At 70.2% G+C, this 14,959-nt stretch carries 15 protein-coding genes; 9 read left to right on the top strand and 6 right to left on the bottom strand.

Annotation, left to right across the window (positions count from 1 at the left end):
• Window positions 1-30: 30 nt before the first annotated feature.
• Entirely contained in the window at window positions 31-756 is a 726-nt protein-coding gene (locus OHN74_RS39880; protein ID WP_327699436.1) for an NAD(P)H-dependent oxidoreductase, read from the top strand.
• A 96-nt stretch (window positions 757-852) separates the two neighbouring features.
• On the opposite strand, the gene OHN74_RS39885 is transcribed toward OHN74_RS39880, so the two are convergent.
• Both OHN74_RS39885 and OHN74_RS39890 read right to left on the bottom strand, forming a co-directional pair.
• Window positions 853-1,446 carry a TetR/AcrR family transcriptional regulator gene (locus OHN74_RS39885; RefSeq protein ID WP_327699437.1) on the bottom strand — a complete coding sequence of 198 codons (594 nt, stop codon included), beginning with the start codon at window positions 1,444-1,446 and terminating at the stop codon, window positions 853-855.
• Window positions 1,447-1,468: 22 nt separating this feature from the next.
• Window positions 1,469-3,454, bottom strand: a complete 1,986-nt coding sequence (locus OHN74_RS39890; RefSeq protein WP_443060590.1) for a galactose-binding domain-containing protein — start codon at window positions 3,452-3,454, stop codon at window positions 1,469-1,471.
• A gap of 336 nt (window positions 3,455-3,790) precedes the next feature.
• On the opposite strand from OHN74_RS39890, the gene OHN74_RS39895 reads away from it, so the two are divergent.
• From OHN74_RS39895 to OHN74_RS39930, 8 genes are all read left to right on the top strand, one after another.
• Window positions 3,791-4,441, top strand: coding sequence for a GntR family transcriptional regulator (locus OHN74_RS39895; protein WP_327699439.1), 651 nt, complete (start codon window positions 3,791-3,793; stop codon window positions 4,439-4,441).
• 64 nt (window positions 4,442-4,505) lie between these two features.
• A complete protein-coding gene (locus OHN74_RS39900; protein ID WP_327699440.1) occupies window positions 4,506-5,255 on the top strand; it encodes a PIG-L deacetylase family protein in 750 nt (249 codons plus the stop codon).
• Entirely contained in the window at window positions 5,252-6,007 is a 756-nt protein-coding gene (locus tag OHN74_RS39905; protein ID WP_327699441.1) for a 4-carboxy-4-hydroxy-2-oxoadipate aldolase/oxaloacetate decarboxylase, read from the top strand. Before OHN74_RS39900 ends, OHN74_RS39905 begins: the two co-directional genes overlap by 4 nt.
• Window positions 6,008-6,039: 32 nt before the next feature.
• The gene (locus OHN74_RS39910; protein ID WP_327700430.1) at window positions 6,040-7,128 is read left to right on the top strand and encodes a 4-oxalomesaconate tautomerase; all 1,089 of its coding nucleotides are present in this window, start codon (window positions 6,040-6,042) and stop codon (window positions 7,126-7,128) included.
• Entirely contained in the window at window positions 7,128-8,078 is a 951-nt protein-coding gene (locus OHN74_RS39915; RefSeq protein ID WP_327699442.1) for a catechol 2,3-dioxygenase, read from the top strand. The genes OHN74_RS39910 and OHN74_RS39915 overlap by 1 nt, the downstream gene beginning before the upstream one ends.
• A gap of 182 nt (window positions 8,079-8,260) precedes the next feature.
• Window positions 8,261-9,610: an MFS transporter gene (locus OHN74_RS39920; RefSeq protein ID WP_327699443.1), complete on the top strand. Its 1,350-nt coding sequence runs from the start codon at window positions 8,261-8,263 to the stop codon at window positions 9,608-9,610.
• A gap of 87 nt (window positions 9,611-9,697) precedes the next feature.
• Window positions 9,698-10,897, top strand: coding sequence for an NAD(P)/FAD-dependent oxidoreductase (locus OHN74_RS39925; RefSeq protein WP_327699444.1), 1,200 nt, complete (start codon window positions 9,698-9,700; stop codon window positions 10,895-10,897).
• A gap of 154 nt (window positions 10,898-11,051) precedes the next feature.
• On the top strand, window positions 11,052-11,984 hold the full coding sequence (locus OHN74_RS39930; RefSeq protein ID WP_327699445.1) for an RNA polymerase sigma-70 factor: 933 nt from the start codon (window positions 11,052-11,054) through the stop codon (window positions 11,982-11,984).
• Window positions 11,985-12,005: 21 nt separating this feature from the next.
• Here the strand turns inward: OHN74_RS39930 and OHN74_RS39935 are convergent, their stop codons facing one another.
• The 4 genes from OHN74_RS39935 to OHN74_RS39950 form a co-directional block, all read right to left on the bottom strand.
• The gene (locus tag OHN74_RS39935; RefSeq protein ID WP_327699446.1) at window positions 12,006-12,941 is read right to left on the bottom strand and encodes an alpha/beta hydrolase fold domain-containing protein; all 936 of its coding nucleotides are present in this window, start codon (window positions 12,939-12,941) and stop codon (window positions 12,006-12,008) included.
• An 87-nt stretch (window positions 12,942-13,028) separates the two neighbouring features.
• A complete protein-coding gene (locus tag OHN74_RS39940) occupies window positions 13,029-13,838 on the bottom strand; it encodes an SAM-dependent methyltransferase (protein ID WP_327699447.1) in 810 nt (269 codons plus the stop codon).
• A gap of 33 nt (window positions 13,839-13,871) precedes the next feature.
• On the bottom strand, window positions 13,872-14,423 hold the full coding sequence (locus tag OHN74_RS39945; protein WP_327699448.1) for a hypothetical protein: 552 nt from the start codon (window positions 14,421-14,423) through the stop codon (window positions 13,872-13,874).
• A gap of 289 nt (window positions 14,424-14,712) precedes the next feature.
• The gene (locus OHN74_RS39950) at window positions 14,713-14,958 is read right to left on the bottom strand and encodes a DUF397 domain-containing protein (RefSeq protein WP_327699449.1); all 246 of its coding nucleotides are present in this window, start codon (window positions 14,956-14,958) and stop codon (window positions 14,713-14,715) included.
• Between the last annotated feature and the right edge of the window lies 1 nt (window position 14,959).

Below are 14,959 nucleotides of genomic sequence, written 5' to 3' on the forward strand. Positions count from 1 at the left end.
AGCACGGACGATCTGAGGAGACCCCCCACTGTGAACGTACTGATCGTTTTCGCCCACCCCGAACTCTGCTCCTTCAACGGTGCGTTGAAGGTCAGAGCCGTGGACGTCCTGAAGCGGGCCGGGCACGAGGTCGTGGTCAGCGACCTGTACCGGCTCGGCTGGAAGGCCGCCGTCGACGCCGACGACTTCCCCGGCGTCTGGACCGACCCCGACTTCCTGGATGTCTCCGCCGAGCAGGAACGCGTGTCGGCGGCGCACGAGACCCCGCCCGACGTCCTCGCGGAGCAGGAGAAGGTCGCCCGGTGCGATCTGATGATCCTCCAGTTCCCTTTGTGGTGGTCCGGCATGCCGGCCATCCTCAAGGGCTGGGTCGACCGCACGATGGCCCGCGGCTTCGCCTACGCGGAGGGGCGCGCCTACGACTCCGGGCCCCTGAGAGGCAGACGTGCCATGGTGTGCACGACCACCGGCACCCCCTCCGGCCTCTACGACCCCCACGGCACCGACGACGACCTGGACCGTGCCCTCTGGCCCGTGCACCACGGCATCCTCGGCTGCCTGGGCTTCGACGTCCTCCCGCCGTTCGTCGCCCGCGCCCCGGGCGAGGTGTCGGCGAAGCAGCGCGAGGAGTACCTGACGGAGTACGCCGAGCGCCTGCTGGCCGTGCGTCCTGAGGAAACGCGCCCCGACAGGGGCGCGGGGAACTTCGTGACCGGCCCCCACCGGCCCGCGCCGAACGAACTGCCTGTCCCGTGAGGTGTCGAACGGGCGGGTGGCGGGGCGATCGTCACCGCCGACGCGGTGGGCGTCCTCACCGGGCGAAGGCAGCGCGTTGCTCAACTCCCGTACGGGCTACTCCCGTACGAGGGCGGCCACGTGGTCGGTGACGGAGTCGAGGATCTCCGCACAGGCCTTCTCGTCACCGAGGGCCAGGAAGTTGAGCGTCAGCCCGTCTGTCACCGTGGCCAGATAACGGGCCAACACCGGGACGGGCACGGTCAGTTCGAAGCCCATGGTCTCGCGCAGCTGCTCCAGCAGTTGGGCGTACGTGTCGGCGTACAGCTCGTACTGCCGCCGGGCCAGATGCGCGAACCCCGGCTCGCGCAGGGCGTACTGGGTGAGTTCGTAGGTCAGCATGTGCTCGCCCGGATGGGCGGCCACATGATCCCAGTACGCCCTGAAGCCCGCCCGGATGGTCTCCTGGAGGGTGGACTGCGGCTGGATCGCCTCGCGCACCACCTCGACGTAGTGGTCCATGATCGTCGTGATGACCGACTCGATCAGGGCCTGCTTGGAGTCGAAGCAGTAGTGGAAGACGCTCAGCGACACGCCGGCCTCCGCGGCGATGGACCGGGTCGTCGTCCTGGGGACGCCGTCCCGGGTCATCGCGCGGATGGCCGCCTCGGTCAGCTGCCGGCGCCGCTCGGCCGACGGCTTGCGTGCCATGAACTCCCCCTAGGTACGGAACTCAGCTGCTGTAGACACCCACTTCGTAGAGTGAGTATCCCCAGTCCGTGCCCCGATCCAGTCCGTGGACGCGCACATATCGAGCCGGTACTCCCGCGAACTGCGCGGTGTCCAGGCCGCCGTCACCGACGGTCGTGGACCACGCGGTCTGCCAGGTCGTGCCGTCGGTCGAGAGCTCGATGCGGTACTCCTTGCCGAACGCCTTCTCCCAGTCGAGGGTGACGCGCTTGACCAGGTTCGTCGACCCGAGGTCGAGCTGCAGCCACTGGTCGTCGCTCCAGTCGCTCGCCCAGCGGCTGCCCGAGTCGCCGTCCACGGCCCGGCCGGGCTGGTAGCTGGTGAACGGGTTCGACTCGGACGAACTGGCCGTCGCCGTCACGCCCTTGGCGAGGTTGACCCCGGCCTTGTGGGCCTCGGAGGCGCCCCAGGTGTCGAGGTAGGACTCGGCGCCCCGGAAGAGGTCGCTGACCGCGTCCGCGCCACCGACCTGCTTGATGTCCTGGATCCAGTCCGGGATCAGCCCGACGTGCGCGGCGCCGTCCGTGTTGAAGTCCCAGGTACGCGAACCGGTGGTCTGGCGGTTGATCACGGAGCCGCCGTCGACACTCGTGAAGGGGTACGTCACCGTCGAGGTGGCGCGTGGCGCCGGGTGGTCGCCGATGCCGTTGAAGTCGGTGCCGTAGCCGTAGCCCACGTTGTACTTGGTGCGCAGGGCGTCGGTGCGCGCGGCCTCCGCGACGAACTCCTCGGAGGAGTGCATGTACTGGGCGATGAAGCCGCCGAGGCCGTAGACCCGGTCGGTCCAGTTGAGGTCCATCCAGCTGTGCGAGGAGAGCACGCCCGGGTAGGCCTCGGCCGCGAAGATGTCCATCGCCTGGCCGGCCGCCTTGACGCCCATGTGGTCGATCTCCAGCATCATCTTGCGCTTCATCATGCCGCGCACCGCGTACTCACCGAGTGAGGTCAGGCCGCGCTTGTTGCACTGGGCGGTCGAGCTGTACGTCGGCAGTTCGGTGCCCTCCGGCAGGTCCTCCGTCGCGCTGGTCGCCGTGGCGCCGCCGATGGGGTTGTCGTGCATCGCGGTCGTGCAGGTCTCCGTCTGCCAGAAGGTGCCCGTCGACAGGAACTGGCCGACGTTGATCGCCGTACCGAGACCACCCTCGTCGAACCGCACCCCGCACAGCGCGTTGTCGAACTTGTGGCACAGGAACATGCTGCGCACACCCAGGCCGTACAACTCGTCGAGGCCCTTGTCGATGTCTGCCTTGCTGCACTGCGCGATGTCCAGGATCTGCTTGCAGCCGAAGGGCTCGGACGTCTCGACGCCGAGGACGACCGCCAGCTTGCCCTGCTTGATCACCTCACGCGCCTGCGCGGTGTCGGTGACGATCCGGAACCAGCCCTTGCCCGTGCCGCCGTACTGCGCGTCGATGTAGTCCTGGAGCTGGTACGTCAGCTTCGCCTGGAGACGGATCGACGTCATCTCGTCGCAGCTGCGGTCCTTGAACGGGTAGACCGAGCAGATCACGCCGTTGGTGACCAGGTCGTTGACCAGTACGCGCTGACCGCCGCGCCAGGCGCGCTCGATCCAGGCGTAGTAGTTGGCCTGGTGGGTCATCGAGTCGTACGCGGGCCAGTCCTTGAACGTCGGGTAGCCGACCGGGTCGTGCTTGCCGTCGCCGCCGTGGGTGATGTAGTCGAAGATCGCGAGGGTGCCGTCCGGGTAGTGCTCCGGACAGTCCTTGAGGGCGTCCGCGATCCCGCTGGTGGAGAACACCTTGCCGCAGATCAGTCGCCCGCCGAAGGCCTCGTTGGAGAACAGGTGGTTGTGCGCGTCGACGAACCCCTGTACCTCGCCCTGGGCGTTGGTGCCCTTGAAGGGCTCGCCCGTGACGTTGATCTGGGAGTCGGGCGTCGGTCGCGCGGTCGGCGTCCACCAGTCCGTGCCCGCCGCCGAGCTGGGCCCGGTACCGAGCATCAGCGCCATGACGGCGAGGAGCAGGGGCAGCACGGTCAGGGGTCTGCGTCCGCGACTCGGGCGAGGGGGGAAAGCAGGTTCGGTCATCACTCACGTCCTCGCACAAAGGTTGTCATGGCTCGCGCAACTCTGTGATGAGGATCGCGACAGCAGGGTGACGGAGTCAATAGTCCGGGACGCTTGACCTGATAGCCGGATCGGCCCTAAAGGGGGACTTCTGTGAGTGAACCGCGCAAGAACTTCTCGCCGACCGGGCGTGAACTGCGCAGAAGAATAGAGAACAATATTGTTGACAATGTTGTCCGTCTAGATTTAGCGTCGACACGCACTCACTCAGGAGGGCACATGCCGAACCAAGCCCGTCCAGGCACCGGAGAGCAGGCCAAGCAGCACGCGCTGGAGCGGCTGCGGCAGGCGATCCTGCGCGGCGACATGTCGCCGGCCCAGCGGCTGGTGGAGAACGAACTCGCCGAGCAGTTCGGTGTGACCCGGGCCAGCGTCCGGGCGGCGCTGATCGAGCTGGAGTCGGAGGGGCTGGTCGAGCGGATCCGCAACCGCGGTTCGCGGGTGCGGGTGGTGACCGTGGAGGAAGCGGTCGCCATCACCGAATGCCGGATGGTCCTCGAAGGGCTGTGCGCGGCCAAGGCGGCCGTGGCGGCCACCGATGACCAACTGGCCGAACTGACCGGCCTGGGCGAGGCGATGGCGAAGGCCGTCGCCGACGGCGAGCCGGTCACGTACTCCGGACTCAACCAGGAACTGCACGCCCGGATCAGGCAGTTCTCCGGCCAGCGGACAGCCGTGGAGCTGCTGGAGAAGCTCAACGCCCAGTTGGTGCGCCACCGTTTCCAGCTCGCGCTGCGACCGGGGCGCCCCCAGCAGTCCCTGGGTGAACACCTGGCCATGGTCGAGACGATCACGGCCAGGGACCCGCAGGCGGCCGAAGCGGCCGCTCGCGCCCATCTCACGAGCGTGATCGCCGCGTTGCGCGAATAGCGTGCCGCGCGAACGACGCCGCCGGGGTGGGCCGACCGACCTGTCCACCAAGGAGATCTCTGCCATGACACACGACGCGGTGCCCGTCACCGCCCGCTCGACGCTGGTGATCAGCGCACACGCCGGTGACTTCGTCTGGCGGGCGGGGGGTGCCATCGCGCTGGCGGCCTCGCGCGGCGAGAAGGTCGTCATCGCGTGCCTGTCGTACGGGGAGCGCGGTGAGTCCGCCAAGGCCTGGCGGGAGGGCAGGTCGCTCGACGAGATCAAGGGGATACGCCGGACCGAGGCCGAGCAGGCCGCCGCCGCGCTCGGCGCCGAGGTCCGCTTCCTCGACGCCGGCGACTACCCCCTCCTCGCCACACCCGAGTTGACCGACCGCCTCGTGGGCATCTACCGCGACACCCGGCCCGACGTGGTGCTCACCCACCCGCTGTCCGACCCCTACAACGCCGACCATCCGGCCGCCGCCCGGATGGCCCTGGACGCACGGATCCTCGCCCAGGCCATCGGGTACCCGGCCCCCGGCGAAGTCCTGGGCGCGCCACCGGTGTTCTTCTTCGAACCCCACCAGCCGGAGATGTGCGACTTCACCCCGCAGGTGCTGCTCGACATCACCGAGGTGTTCGACACCAAGCGCAAGGCCATGGAGTGCCTGACCGCCCAGCGGCACCTGTGGGACTACTACACCGACCTCGCGAAACGGCGCGGAGTCCAGCTCAAGCGCAACGCCGGCCCCAACCTGGGCCTGCCGCACACCACTTACGGCGAGGCCTACATGCGCCCCTACCCGCAGGTCACAGAGGAGCTGGCATGAGCGGCGTCATCGTCACCGACCCCCCGCGCGCGCACGCCGAGGACGTCGAGGCGCTGGCCGGCTACGGCGTGGCCACCGTCCACGAGGCCCTGGGCCGCACCGGACTCCTCGGCCCCACCCTGCGCCCCGTCCAGCAGGACGTGCGCATCGCGGGCACCGCCGTCACCGCGCTGTGCTGGCCCGGTGACAACCTCATGATCCACGCGGCCGTCGAACAGTGCGCCGAGGGCGACATCCTGGTCGTCACCACCACGTCCCCCTGCACGGACGGCCTGTTCGGCGAACTGTTCGCCACCGCGCTGCGCCACCGGGGTGTGCGTGGCCTGGTCATCAACACCGGCGTACGCGACACCGCCGAACTGCGCGCCATGGACTTCCCCGTCTGGTCGGCGGCGGTGTCCGCGCAGGGCACGGTCAAGGCGACCGGCGGCTCGGTCAACGTCCCGGTCGTGGTGGGCGGGCAGCAGATCCGCCCCGGCGACGTGATCATCGCCGACGACGACGGCGTGATGGTCGTGCCCCGGCGGCGCTCCGCCGAGGCCGTCAAGTTGTCCGAGGCCCGCACCGCGAAGGAGGAGGCGTCCCGACTCGCGTTCGCCGAAGGCCAGTTGGGCCTGGACCGGTACGGGCTGCGCGAGACCCTCGTACGGCTGGGGGTGCGGTACCAGTCGTACGAGGAGTACGTACGGGCTGCCGACCCGGAGACCGGAGCGGGAGTCGGCCCGGACGCCGGACCCGGGACCCGCTCGTGAGTACGGCAGGCCCGGGGGAGGGGCTGCGCTGCATGCTGATGCGGGGCGGCACCTCCAAGGGCGCCTACTTCCTCGCCGAGGACCTGCCGGCCGACCCCGACGCCCGCGACGAACTGCTGCTGCGGGTCATGGGCAGCCCCGACCCCCGCCAGATCGACGGACTCGGCGGAGCCCACCCCCTCACCAGCAAGGTGGCCGTCGTCTCCCGCTCGGCCGACGAACAGGCCGACGTCGACTACCTCTTCCTCCAAGTAGGCGTCGACCAGCCGACCGTGACGGACCGTCAGAACTGCGGGAACCTGCTCGCGGGCGTCGGCCCGTTCGCCGTGGAGCGCGGACTGGTCGCGGCCGGGGAGGAGTCGACCTCCGTACGCATCCGCATGGTCAACAGCGGTGACCACGCCACCGCTGCCTTTCCCACCGAGGGCGGGCGTGTCGTCTACTCGGGCGCGACCGAGATCTCCGGTGTGCCCGGCGCCGCCGCTCCGGTCGCGATCGGCTTCGGGCGGGGGAACGCGCCCCTGCTGCCGACCGGCCGGGCCCGCGACACCGTCGCCGGGACACCGGTGACCTGCGTCGACAACGGCATGCCGACCGTACTGATCGCCGCCTCCGCCCTCCAGGTCACCGGCCACGAGGACCCGGGGGACCTGGAGGGGAACACCACCCTCAACGAACGGCTGCGCGAAATCCGCCTGGCGGCAGGCAAGTTGATGGGCCTCGGCGATGTCTCCGCGACGACCGTGCCCAAACTCACCCTGCTCGCCCCGCCCGCCCACGGCGGCACCGTCACGACCCGCACCTTCATCCCGGTCCGCTGTCACACGGCGATCGGTGTGCTGGGTGCCGCGAGCGTCGCCGCCGGCCTGCGCCTGGCCGGCGGCGTCGGGGAGGGCGTGGCGCACCTCCCCGCCCATGACGACGAGCCGCTGCGCATCGAACACCCCACCGGATTCCTGGACGTCGAATCCGTCGTCGACACCGACGACCCCACCCCGGTTGCGCGCCGCACTGCCGTCGTCCGCACCGCCCGCAAGATCTTCGACGGCACGGTCTTCCCCCGCCCCGCCGTCCCTCGCGACGTCTCTCCCGCTCTCCCCCTCGCTGACAGGAGCCGCTGATGACCCCGCCGCTCGGCGACATCGCCCACCTCGGCCATGTCGAACTCCTCACCCCCGACCTCGGCGCCAGCGTCCGGTTCTTCACGACGATCCTCGGCCTGACCGAGAACGGACGTTCCGGCGACTCGGTGTATCTGAGGACCTGGGACGACTACGAGCACCACAGCCTCACCCTCACCGCCCATTCGACCTCCGGCATCCGCCGCACGGCCCTGCGCGCCTCCAGCGAGGAGGCTCTGCAACGCAGGGTCAAGGAGGCCGAGAACGCGGGCCGCCCCGGCCGCTGGACCGAGGACGAACCCGGCCTCGGCCCGCTCTACGTCACCACCGACCCCGACGGCCACGAGATCGCCCTGTACTGGGAGAGCGAGTGGTACGAGGCGCCGCCCGAGCTGCGGCCCGGTCTCAAGAACCAGCCCCAGGCCAAACCCGCCACGGGCGTCGGCGTACGCCGCCTCGACCACGTCAACTTCCTCGCCGCCGCGGTCGGGCCGAACGCCGGGTTCGTCCAGCACGTCCTCGGCGCCCGCCCCACCGAGCAGATCGTCCTGGACGAAGGGCGCCTGGCCGCCCAGTGGCTGACGTTCACCAACAAGTCGTACGACGTCGTGTACACGGAGGACTGGTCCGGCGCCAACGGCCGCCTCCACCACATCGCGTTCGCCACGGACACCCGCGAGGACATCCTGCGCGCCGCCGACCTGTGCCTGGACAACGGCGTGCACATCGAGACCGGCCCGCACAAGCACGCCATCCAGCAGACGTTCTTCCTGTACGTCTACGAGCCGGGCGGCAATCGCATCGAGCTGTGCAACCCGCTCACCCGACTGGTGCTCGCCCCCGACTGGCCGCTGATCACCTGGACCCAGGCCGAGCGTGCCAAGGGACAGGCGTGGGGTCTGAAGACCATCGAGTCCTTCCACACGCACGGCACGCCTCCGCTCGACTGACGTTCCCATCTGCGGCACGGGCCGTGACCGGCGAAGGCACGGCTCGCACCATCCTGTGATTGTTGACAAAAACGTTGACACTCGTCGCGACGGCTCCCTACCGTCGAGCGCGTCTCCCCTCCCCGCGGAGCAGCGGCTTGCCCCCTCCCCAGGGACTTTCCTGCCGGACGATAGGAACAACGATGTCTCCGTCCCCCGCCCCCGCCCCGCCCGCTCGCGGCGGCAGACTGGCCGTGCTCGTCGTCGGCCTGTGCTGGCTGGTCGTCTTCTTCGACGGCCTCGACATGTTCGTCTACGGCGCCGAACTGCCCCACATGCTGGAGCACAAGGCCCTCGGACTCGTCCCCGACCAGGCCGGAGACCTCGGCAGCTACGCCACCTTCGGCATGCTCATCGGCGCACTGTCCGCGGGTACGGTCACCGACTGGATCGGGCGCAAGAAGGTGATCATCACCTGCACCGCCGTGTTCTCGCTGGCCTCCGCCCTGTGCGCGATCGCCCCCAGCCTCGGCGTGTTCGGCCTCGGCCGCTTCGTCGCCGGCCTGGGCCTCGGCGGTCTGCTGCCCACCACGATCACGATGGTTTCCGAGTACGCCCCGCGCGGACGTGGCGCCCTGATCGTCGGCACGCTGATGACCGCGCACCAGGCCGGCGGCATCATGGCGGGCTTCCTGGGCCTGTGGACGAGCGGCCCCGACGGGTGGCGCGTGGCCTACTGGGTCTGTGTGATCCCGCTGCTCGTCGGAGTGCCGCTGGTCGCGAAGTTCCTGCCCGAGTCGATGCGCTTCCTGATCGCCAAGGGCCGCATCCAGGAAGCCCGGGCCCTCGCCGACCGCTACGACGTCGAACTGCCCGCCACCGCGACGGAGCGCCCGGTCACCGGCGACCGCTGGAGTGCCGTCGCGGCCCTCTTCCGCGGCAACCTGTGGCGCACCACCGCACTCTTCTGGCTGGCCTCCTTCTGCGGCCTGCTGCTCGTCTACGGGGTCAGCAACTGGCTGCCGACCATGATGCGCGGCGCCGGCTACGAACTCGGCTCCTCCCTCTCCTTCCTCATCGTCATCAACCTCGGCGGCATCGTGGGCATGCTGGTCGCCGGCCGCTGCTCCGACCGCTACGGCTCCGCCCGTATCGCCACCGTCTGGTTCGCGTGCACCGCCGTCGGTGTCTACCTGCTCGGCATCCAGATGGCGCTGCCGCTCACCTACACCGTGGTCTTCCTCACCGGTCTGTTCCTCTTCAGCGCCCAGGCCATGATCTACGCGACGGTGGCGGGACGTTCGACCGACGCCGACCGTGCGACCGCGGTGGGCTGGGTGTCCGGCATCGGCCGCTTCGGCGCGGTGTTCGGGCCGTGGCTCGGCGGCCGGTTGGTGGCGAGTGGATCGGAAGGCTGGGGGTTCACGGCGTTCGCCGTCGCGGCGGTGCTCGCCACGGTGTTCGTCGCGCTGACCGGCCTGCGCACGCCCCGGCAGCCGGCGCCGGCCGAACCGGCCGAGGAACTGTCCACCGCAGGCCCGGCCAAAAAATAAATGGGTCCATGTGTCACAACCACCGGCCGGGCGGTGTCTTGAGTCCGAACCCCCAAGAAGGGGCGCAGAGGAAGCGGAGGAGACACCATGAGCGGGAACACCGATGTGGTCGTGATCGGCGGCGGTTACGCCGGAGTCATGGCGGCCAACCGTCTGACCCAGCGCGCCGACGTGACCGTCACGCTGATCAACCCGCGCCCGGCCTTCGTCGACCGGATCCGCCTGCACCAGTTCGTGAGCGGCAACCACGAGGCGGTCGGCGACTACCGCGAGCTCCTGGCCGAGGGCGTCCGGCTGGTGGTGGACACCGTGACACGGATCGACGCGGCCGGGCGCACCCTGGCGCTGGCGAGCGGCGACACCGTGGGCTACGACCACCTGGTCTACGCGGTGGGCAGCGGCAGCACCGACCCGCGGGTACCCGGCGCCGCCGAGTTCGCCCACCCGATCGCCGGTCTGGAGGAGGCGCAGCGGCTCCGGGCGGTCCTCGACGCGGAGCCCGCCACAGCCCCGGTGACCGTGGTCGGCGCCGGTCCGACCGGCATCGAGACCGCCGCCGAGCTCGCGGAACAGGGCCGTACCGTCACCCTGGTCTGCGGCGGGCCGCTCGGCCCGACCCTGCATCCGCGGGGGCGCCGCTCGGTGGCCAGGCGGCTTGCCGCACTCGGGGTGAGCGTGCTCGACGGCCCCGACGCGAAGGTGACGGAGGTGACCCGCGACGCCGTACGGATCGCCGACGGGCGCGAGCTGCCGAGCGCGGTGACGATCTGGACCGCGGGATTCGGGGTGCCGGACCTGGCCGTGCGCAGCGGGCTGCGCACCGATGCCCTGGGCCGCCTGCTCACCGACGAGACCCTGACGAGCGTCGACGACGAGCGCATCGTCGCGGCCGGGGATTCGGCGGCCCCGTCGGACCTGCCGTTCCGGATGAGCTGCCAGGCCGCGGTCCAACTGGGCCCGCAGGCCGCCGAGACGGTGCTGAGCCGGATCGCGGGTGAGCGCCCCGCGGCCGTCGAGGTGGGGTTCGTCGCCACGTGCGTCAGCCTGGGGCGTCGCGCCGGCGTCTTTCAGCTGATGAGCAAGGACGACATCGCGAAGTCGTACTACCTCGGCGGCCGATCGGGCGCGAAGATCAAGGAACTCATCTGCAGAAGCGTCCCCTGGCAGTTGTCGTACGAGGCACGCAAGCCCGGTGCCCGCACCTGGTGGAGCAAGGACGCCAAGCGCGGCCTGCTGCTCCGGGCCGGAGCCGGACAGGAGCGGGCCACCACCGAACCTGCAGCCTGAAGACACCGCCCGGCGTGCCACTGCCGAGCGCCGGGCTGTGTCTCCCTGCCGTTCGAACGACTGTCGACGAAGACGAAAAGGACCATGTTGTGGAAGCACGCCTGAGAACCGTCGGTGACCAGGGCCACCGTCCGCGCCGGACAGGGGCCGGGACATGAGCGAGCACACTCCCACCCCGGAACCCGCTCCGGAACCCGCTTCGGCCGCGGACCCGGCGACCGAGACGTTCGTCGCCCACCGCAACCTGCTCTTCACCGTCGCCTACGAGATGCTCGGCTCGGCGGCCGACGCCGAGGACGTCCTCCAGGAGACCTGGCTGCGCTGGGTCAAGGTCGACCTTGAGCAGGTCCAGGACCAGCGCGCCTACCTGGTCAGGATCACGACCCGGCAGTCCCTCAACCGGCTGCGCACGATGAGCCGCCGCAAGGAGGCGTACGTCGGCCAGTGGCTGCCCGAGCCGCTGCTCACAGCGCCCGACGTGGCCGAGGACGTCGAACTCGCCGAGAGCGTCTCGATGGCCCTGATGCTCGTCCTCGAAACCCTCTCGCCGACCGAACGCGCCGTCTTCGTCCTGCGCGAGGTCTTCGACACGGGCTACGACGAGATCGCCGCCGCTGTCGACAAGAGCCCCGCTGCCGTCCGCCAGATCGCCCACCGCGCCCGTCGGCACGTCGACGCCCGGCGCCCCCGCCAGACGGTTTCCCCGGAAGTGGGCCGGGCCGTCCTGGAATCGTTCCAGCGCGTACTGGAAACCGGGGACCCGCAGATCCTCCTCGACGTTCTCGCCCCGGACGTCGTCCTGGTGAACGACGGAGGCGGCATCAAGCAGGCGGCGCTGCGGCCGATCAACGGCGCCGACAAGGTGGTCCGCTTCCTGTTCGGCACCGCGGGCAAGAACAAGAGCCTGATCACCTTCACCCCCACCATGGTCAACGGCGGCCTGGCACTTGCCGTGCACCTGGGGGGCGAACTCGACGGCATCATGGCGATGCGCGTCGAGAACGCCCTGGTCACCGGTCTCTACTACGTCCGCAACCCCGAGAAACTGACCCGCGCGGAATCGGAGACCCCGCTCACGCTGCGATGAGAGGGAGGGCCCGTGCGGGCGTCAGTCGCCCGCCGTGGCCCGGCGTACGTGCTGGGCGATGAAGGCGTAGATCTCCCGTGCCTTCTCCTCGTCGTCGAGGTCGTAGCCATGGTCGACCCCCGCCATGTCATGGTGCTCGACCAGTGCTCCCACCTGCCGCAGCCGCTCGGCGTAGCGCAGGTTCTCCGCCAGGAGGCGGTCGTACGCGGCGGTGACGACGAGGGCCGGGGCGATGCCCTTGAGATCCGCGGTCTCCTTCGGATGGGCGGGGGAGACCAGTCGGTCGGCGCGCTCGCGCGGGTCCGGCACGTACGCGCTGTCGAACACCTCGCCCATCCACGGACGCAGCACCGGCTTGCTGATCGCGGCCGTCTTGTCCTTCGCCGCGGTCGCGAGGTCGAGCGGGGCGTAGTGCAGGACCTGGAGCGCGATCGAGGGGCCGTTCTCCTCCAGGGCCTGGCGGGCCACGGCCGCCGCGAGACCGCCGCCGGCGCTCTGTCCGCCGACGGTGAGCCGGGCGCCGTCCCAGCCGTGCTCGGCGCCGTGCTCGGCGATCCACCGGACCACCTCGTACGACTGCCGGGGCGGGGCCGGGAACGGGTGCTGCGGGGCGACGACGTAGTCGACGTTGACGACCACCACGCCCGCCAGCGCGGCCACGGCACGGCAGAAAGCGTCGTCCGACTCCGTCAGCGGCAGGATGAATCCGCCGCCGTGGAAGTTGACGTGGACCGGTGGGGCCGGGTCCTCGGTGGTGGGGCGGTAGACCACGACCCGGGCGGGGGCGATCGAGGTCGGGATCGTCAACGCGCTTGTGGCACGCGGGAATTCGGGAAGGCGGGCGTGGGACGCGGCGGCGGAACCCCGGCCGCTGGGCCGCCGGTCCGCGAGCATGACGAGACGCTGCATCGTCTTCGCGATGAGTGAGGCCACCGCAGGCCTGGCCAGGAGGGACATGCGGTTCCGTTCGGTCGGGCTATTGCCAGGAATCCTGTCGATCGACAGGATGACATTAAACACGACCGATCGGTACAGCGGAAGCGGCTACGCCTTGTACGCGACCCCTCCGTACACGTCCGTCGGCTCCGGCGAGGTGCCCGGCTCCGGGCGCCACAGGGGGCAGGAGACGATGCCCGGCTCCACCAGTTCCAGCCCCTCGTAGAGCGCGGAGAGCTTGTCGGGGCTGCGCAGCACGTACGGGATCGCGCCCGTGTCGTCGTACCCGTCCTGGGCGCGCTTGAGTTCCTCGTCGGTGTCCGTGCTGTCGTAGTGCACGAAGTAGCTGCCCGGGGGCAGGGCCGCCTGGAGGCGGTGCGCGATCGACTTGGCCTCCTCCCAGTCCTGGATGTGGCCGAGGATGCCCATCAGCATCAGCGCCACCGGCTTGTCGAAGTCCAGGAACCGGCGTGCCGTCTCGATGATCTTCTCGGGTTCGTGCAGATCCGCGTCCACGTAGTCCGTGGTGCCCTCGGGAGTGCTGGTGAGCAGGGCCTGGGCGTGCCGCAGGACGAGCGGGTCGTTGTCGACGTAGACGATGCGCGACTCGGGGGCCACCTTCTGGGCGACCTGGTGCGTGTTGTCGTACGTCGGCAGGCCGGTGCCGATGTCGAGGAACTGGCGGACACCGCGCTCGCGGGCCACGAAGGTGACCGCGCGGATGAGATAGGTGCGCGAGGCCCGGGCCATCGTCTCGATGTTGGGGGCGATCTCGCGGTACTCGTCACCCGCCGCCCGGTCGACCTCGTAGTTGTCCTTGCCGCCCATCCAGTAGTTCCAGATGCGGGCGGAGTGCGGCACCGTGGTGTCGATCTTGGACAGTGCTTCCTGGTCGGGGGTGGGGCGGCCGTCTGTCATCGGTCTCTCCTGACTTGCCTCGCGCGGACTTCGCTAACCTATCGTCAACTGCCTGGTAGGTTCCCGGAGTTGGGACTGACGGGGCGCAGGCGCACGGATGCGGCGAGTCCGGTCGGTGGCCACGTCGGTCATGGCGGAGCGGACGTGCACGCTCACCACGGGAACGTGCTGGGCGAGCGTCCGGAACACCCGGGCGTAGGCGAGGGCGGCGGCCGCGGTCTCCGACCCGTCGTCGCCGTGCTCACCCCCGGTGAGGTGGAGCATGGCGCCCTCGCGTTCCGCGACCGCCTCGGCGAAGTCGAGCGCCTGGATCCAGGTCACCCGGGACCGTCCGCGGCGTAACGGCCCGTACACGAGTTCCCCGATGATGCCGCCGTCGATGACGAGCCGGCCCGGTGCCGCCAGCAGGTCGCGGTACGGCCGGGCGGGATCGAGATGGTGCAGACCGTCCGGTGGTCGCCGCGACGGGAAGCCGAGCAGGGCCAGTCCGGAGAACAACTCGGTGCGGTGAACCCCCTCGTGGCCCTCGACGACCAGGGTCCGGTACGAGGCGACGGCCTGCGTGAGGCTCCGCGGAGGGCTCATCGCGTGGACGTCCGCGTCCTGGGGGAGCGGCCCGGCAGGGGAGTGCCGGCACGTCCGGGCGGCATGGCTCGACCCGGGGCGCGAGGCGGCGTACGCATGCCGCTCCCTTCGGACTTCACGGTGGTGCGCGCGAAGTGGTGCGCGCGGTGGGGCGTCGACCTCCCCAGTGTGTACGGAAGCTCCGCACGGCGGGAGTACACGTACGGGTTGTCCGGTTGCGCGGGTGTGGTGGTGCGCCGTGCGCCGTACGCGAGCCGCTCGCGCGGGGGGTGTACGGCGGGCGGAGGCGTCAGTCGATCAGGAAGTCGGCCTGGCCGGACTTGGCGCCCGCCAGGAACGCCACCATCTCGTCCCGGGAGTAGACCAGCGCGGGCCCGTCCGGGTCCTTGGACTGTCGGAACGCGACACTGCCGTCGGGCAGCCGCTTGGTCTCGACGCAGCTTCCGCCGTTGGTGCCGCTCCAGGGCTTGTGCCAGCCCTCGGAGCCGAGTTCGGACGCGGGCATCCCGCTGTGGATGGGGCCGTTGGTTGCCATG

Source organism: Streptomyces sp. NBC_00459 (assembly GCF_036013955.1).
Classification (GTDB): domain Bacteria; phylum Actinomycetota; class Actinomycetes; order Streptomycetales; family Streptomycetaceae; genus Streptomyces.

Excerpts from the sequence above, each read along its gene's own strand:
- OHN74_RS39915 (WP_327699442.1), top strand. The coding sequence starts at position 7,128 with ATGACCCCGCCGCTCGGCGACATCGCCCACCTCGGCCATGTCGAACTC.
- OHN74_RS39940 (WP_327699447.1), bottom strand. The coding sequence starts at position 13,838 with ATGACAGACGGCCGCCCCACCCCCGACCAGGAAGCACTGTCCAAGATC.
- OHN74_RS39885 (WP_327699437.1), bottom strand. The coding sequence starts at position 1,446 with ATGGCACGCAAGCCGTCGGCCGAGCGGCGCCGGCAGCTGACCGAGGCG.
- OHN74_RS39890 (WP_443060590.1), bottom strand. The coding sequence starts at position 3,454 with ATGGCGCTGATGCTCGGTACCGGGCCCAGCTCGGCGGCGGGCACGGAC.
- OHN74_RS39945 (WP_327699448.1), bottom strand. The coding sequence starts at position 14,423 with ATGAGCCCTCCGCGGAGCCTCACGCAGGCCGTCGCCTCGTACCGGACC.
- OHN74_RS39905 (WP_327699441.1), top strand. The coding sequence starts at position 5,252 with ATGAGCGGCGTCATCGTCACCGACCCCCCGCGCGCGCACGCCGAGGAC.
- OHN74_RS39935 (WP_327699446.1), bottom strand. The coding sequence starts at position 12,941 with ATGTCCCTCCTGGCCAGGCCTGCGGTGGCCTCACTCATCGCGAAGACG.
- OHN74_RS39950 (WP_327699449.1), bottom strand. The coding sequence starts at position 14,958 with ATGGCAACCAACGGCCCCATCCACAGCGGGATGCCCGCGTCCGAACTC.
- OHN74_RS39910 (WP_327700430.1), top strand. The coding sequence starts at position 6,040 with ATGCTGATGCGGGGCGGCACCTCCAAGGGCGCCTACTTCCTCGCCGAG.
- OHN74_RS39930 (WP_327699445.1), top strand. The coding sequence starts at position 11,052 with ATGAGCGAGCACACTCCCACCCCGGAACCCGCTCCGGAACCCGCTTCG.
- OHN74_RS39920 (WP_327699443.1), top strand. The coding sequence starts at position 8,261 with ATGTCTCCGTCCCCCGCCCCCGCCCCGCCCGCTCGCGGCGGCAGACTG.
- OHN74_RS39925 (WP_327699444.1), top strand. The coding sequence starts at position 9,698 with ATGAGCGGGAACACCGATGTGGTCGTGATCGGCGGCGGTTACGCCGGA.
- OHN74_RS39900 (WP_327699440.1), top strand. The coding sequence starts at position 4,506 with ATGACACACGACGCGGTGCCCGTCACCGCCCGCTCGACGCTGGTGATC.
- OHN74_RS39895 (WP_327699439.1), top strand. The coding sequence starts at position 3,791 with ATGCCGAACCAAGCCCGTCCAGGCACCGGAGAGCAGGCCAAGCAGCAC.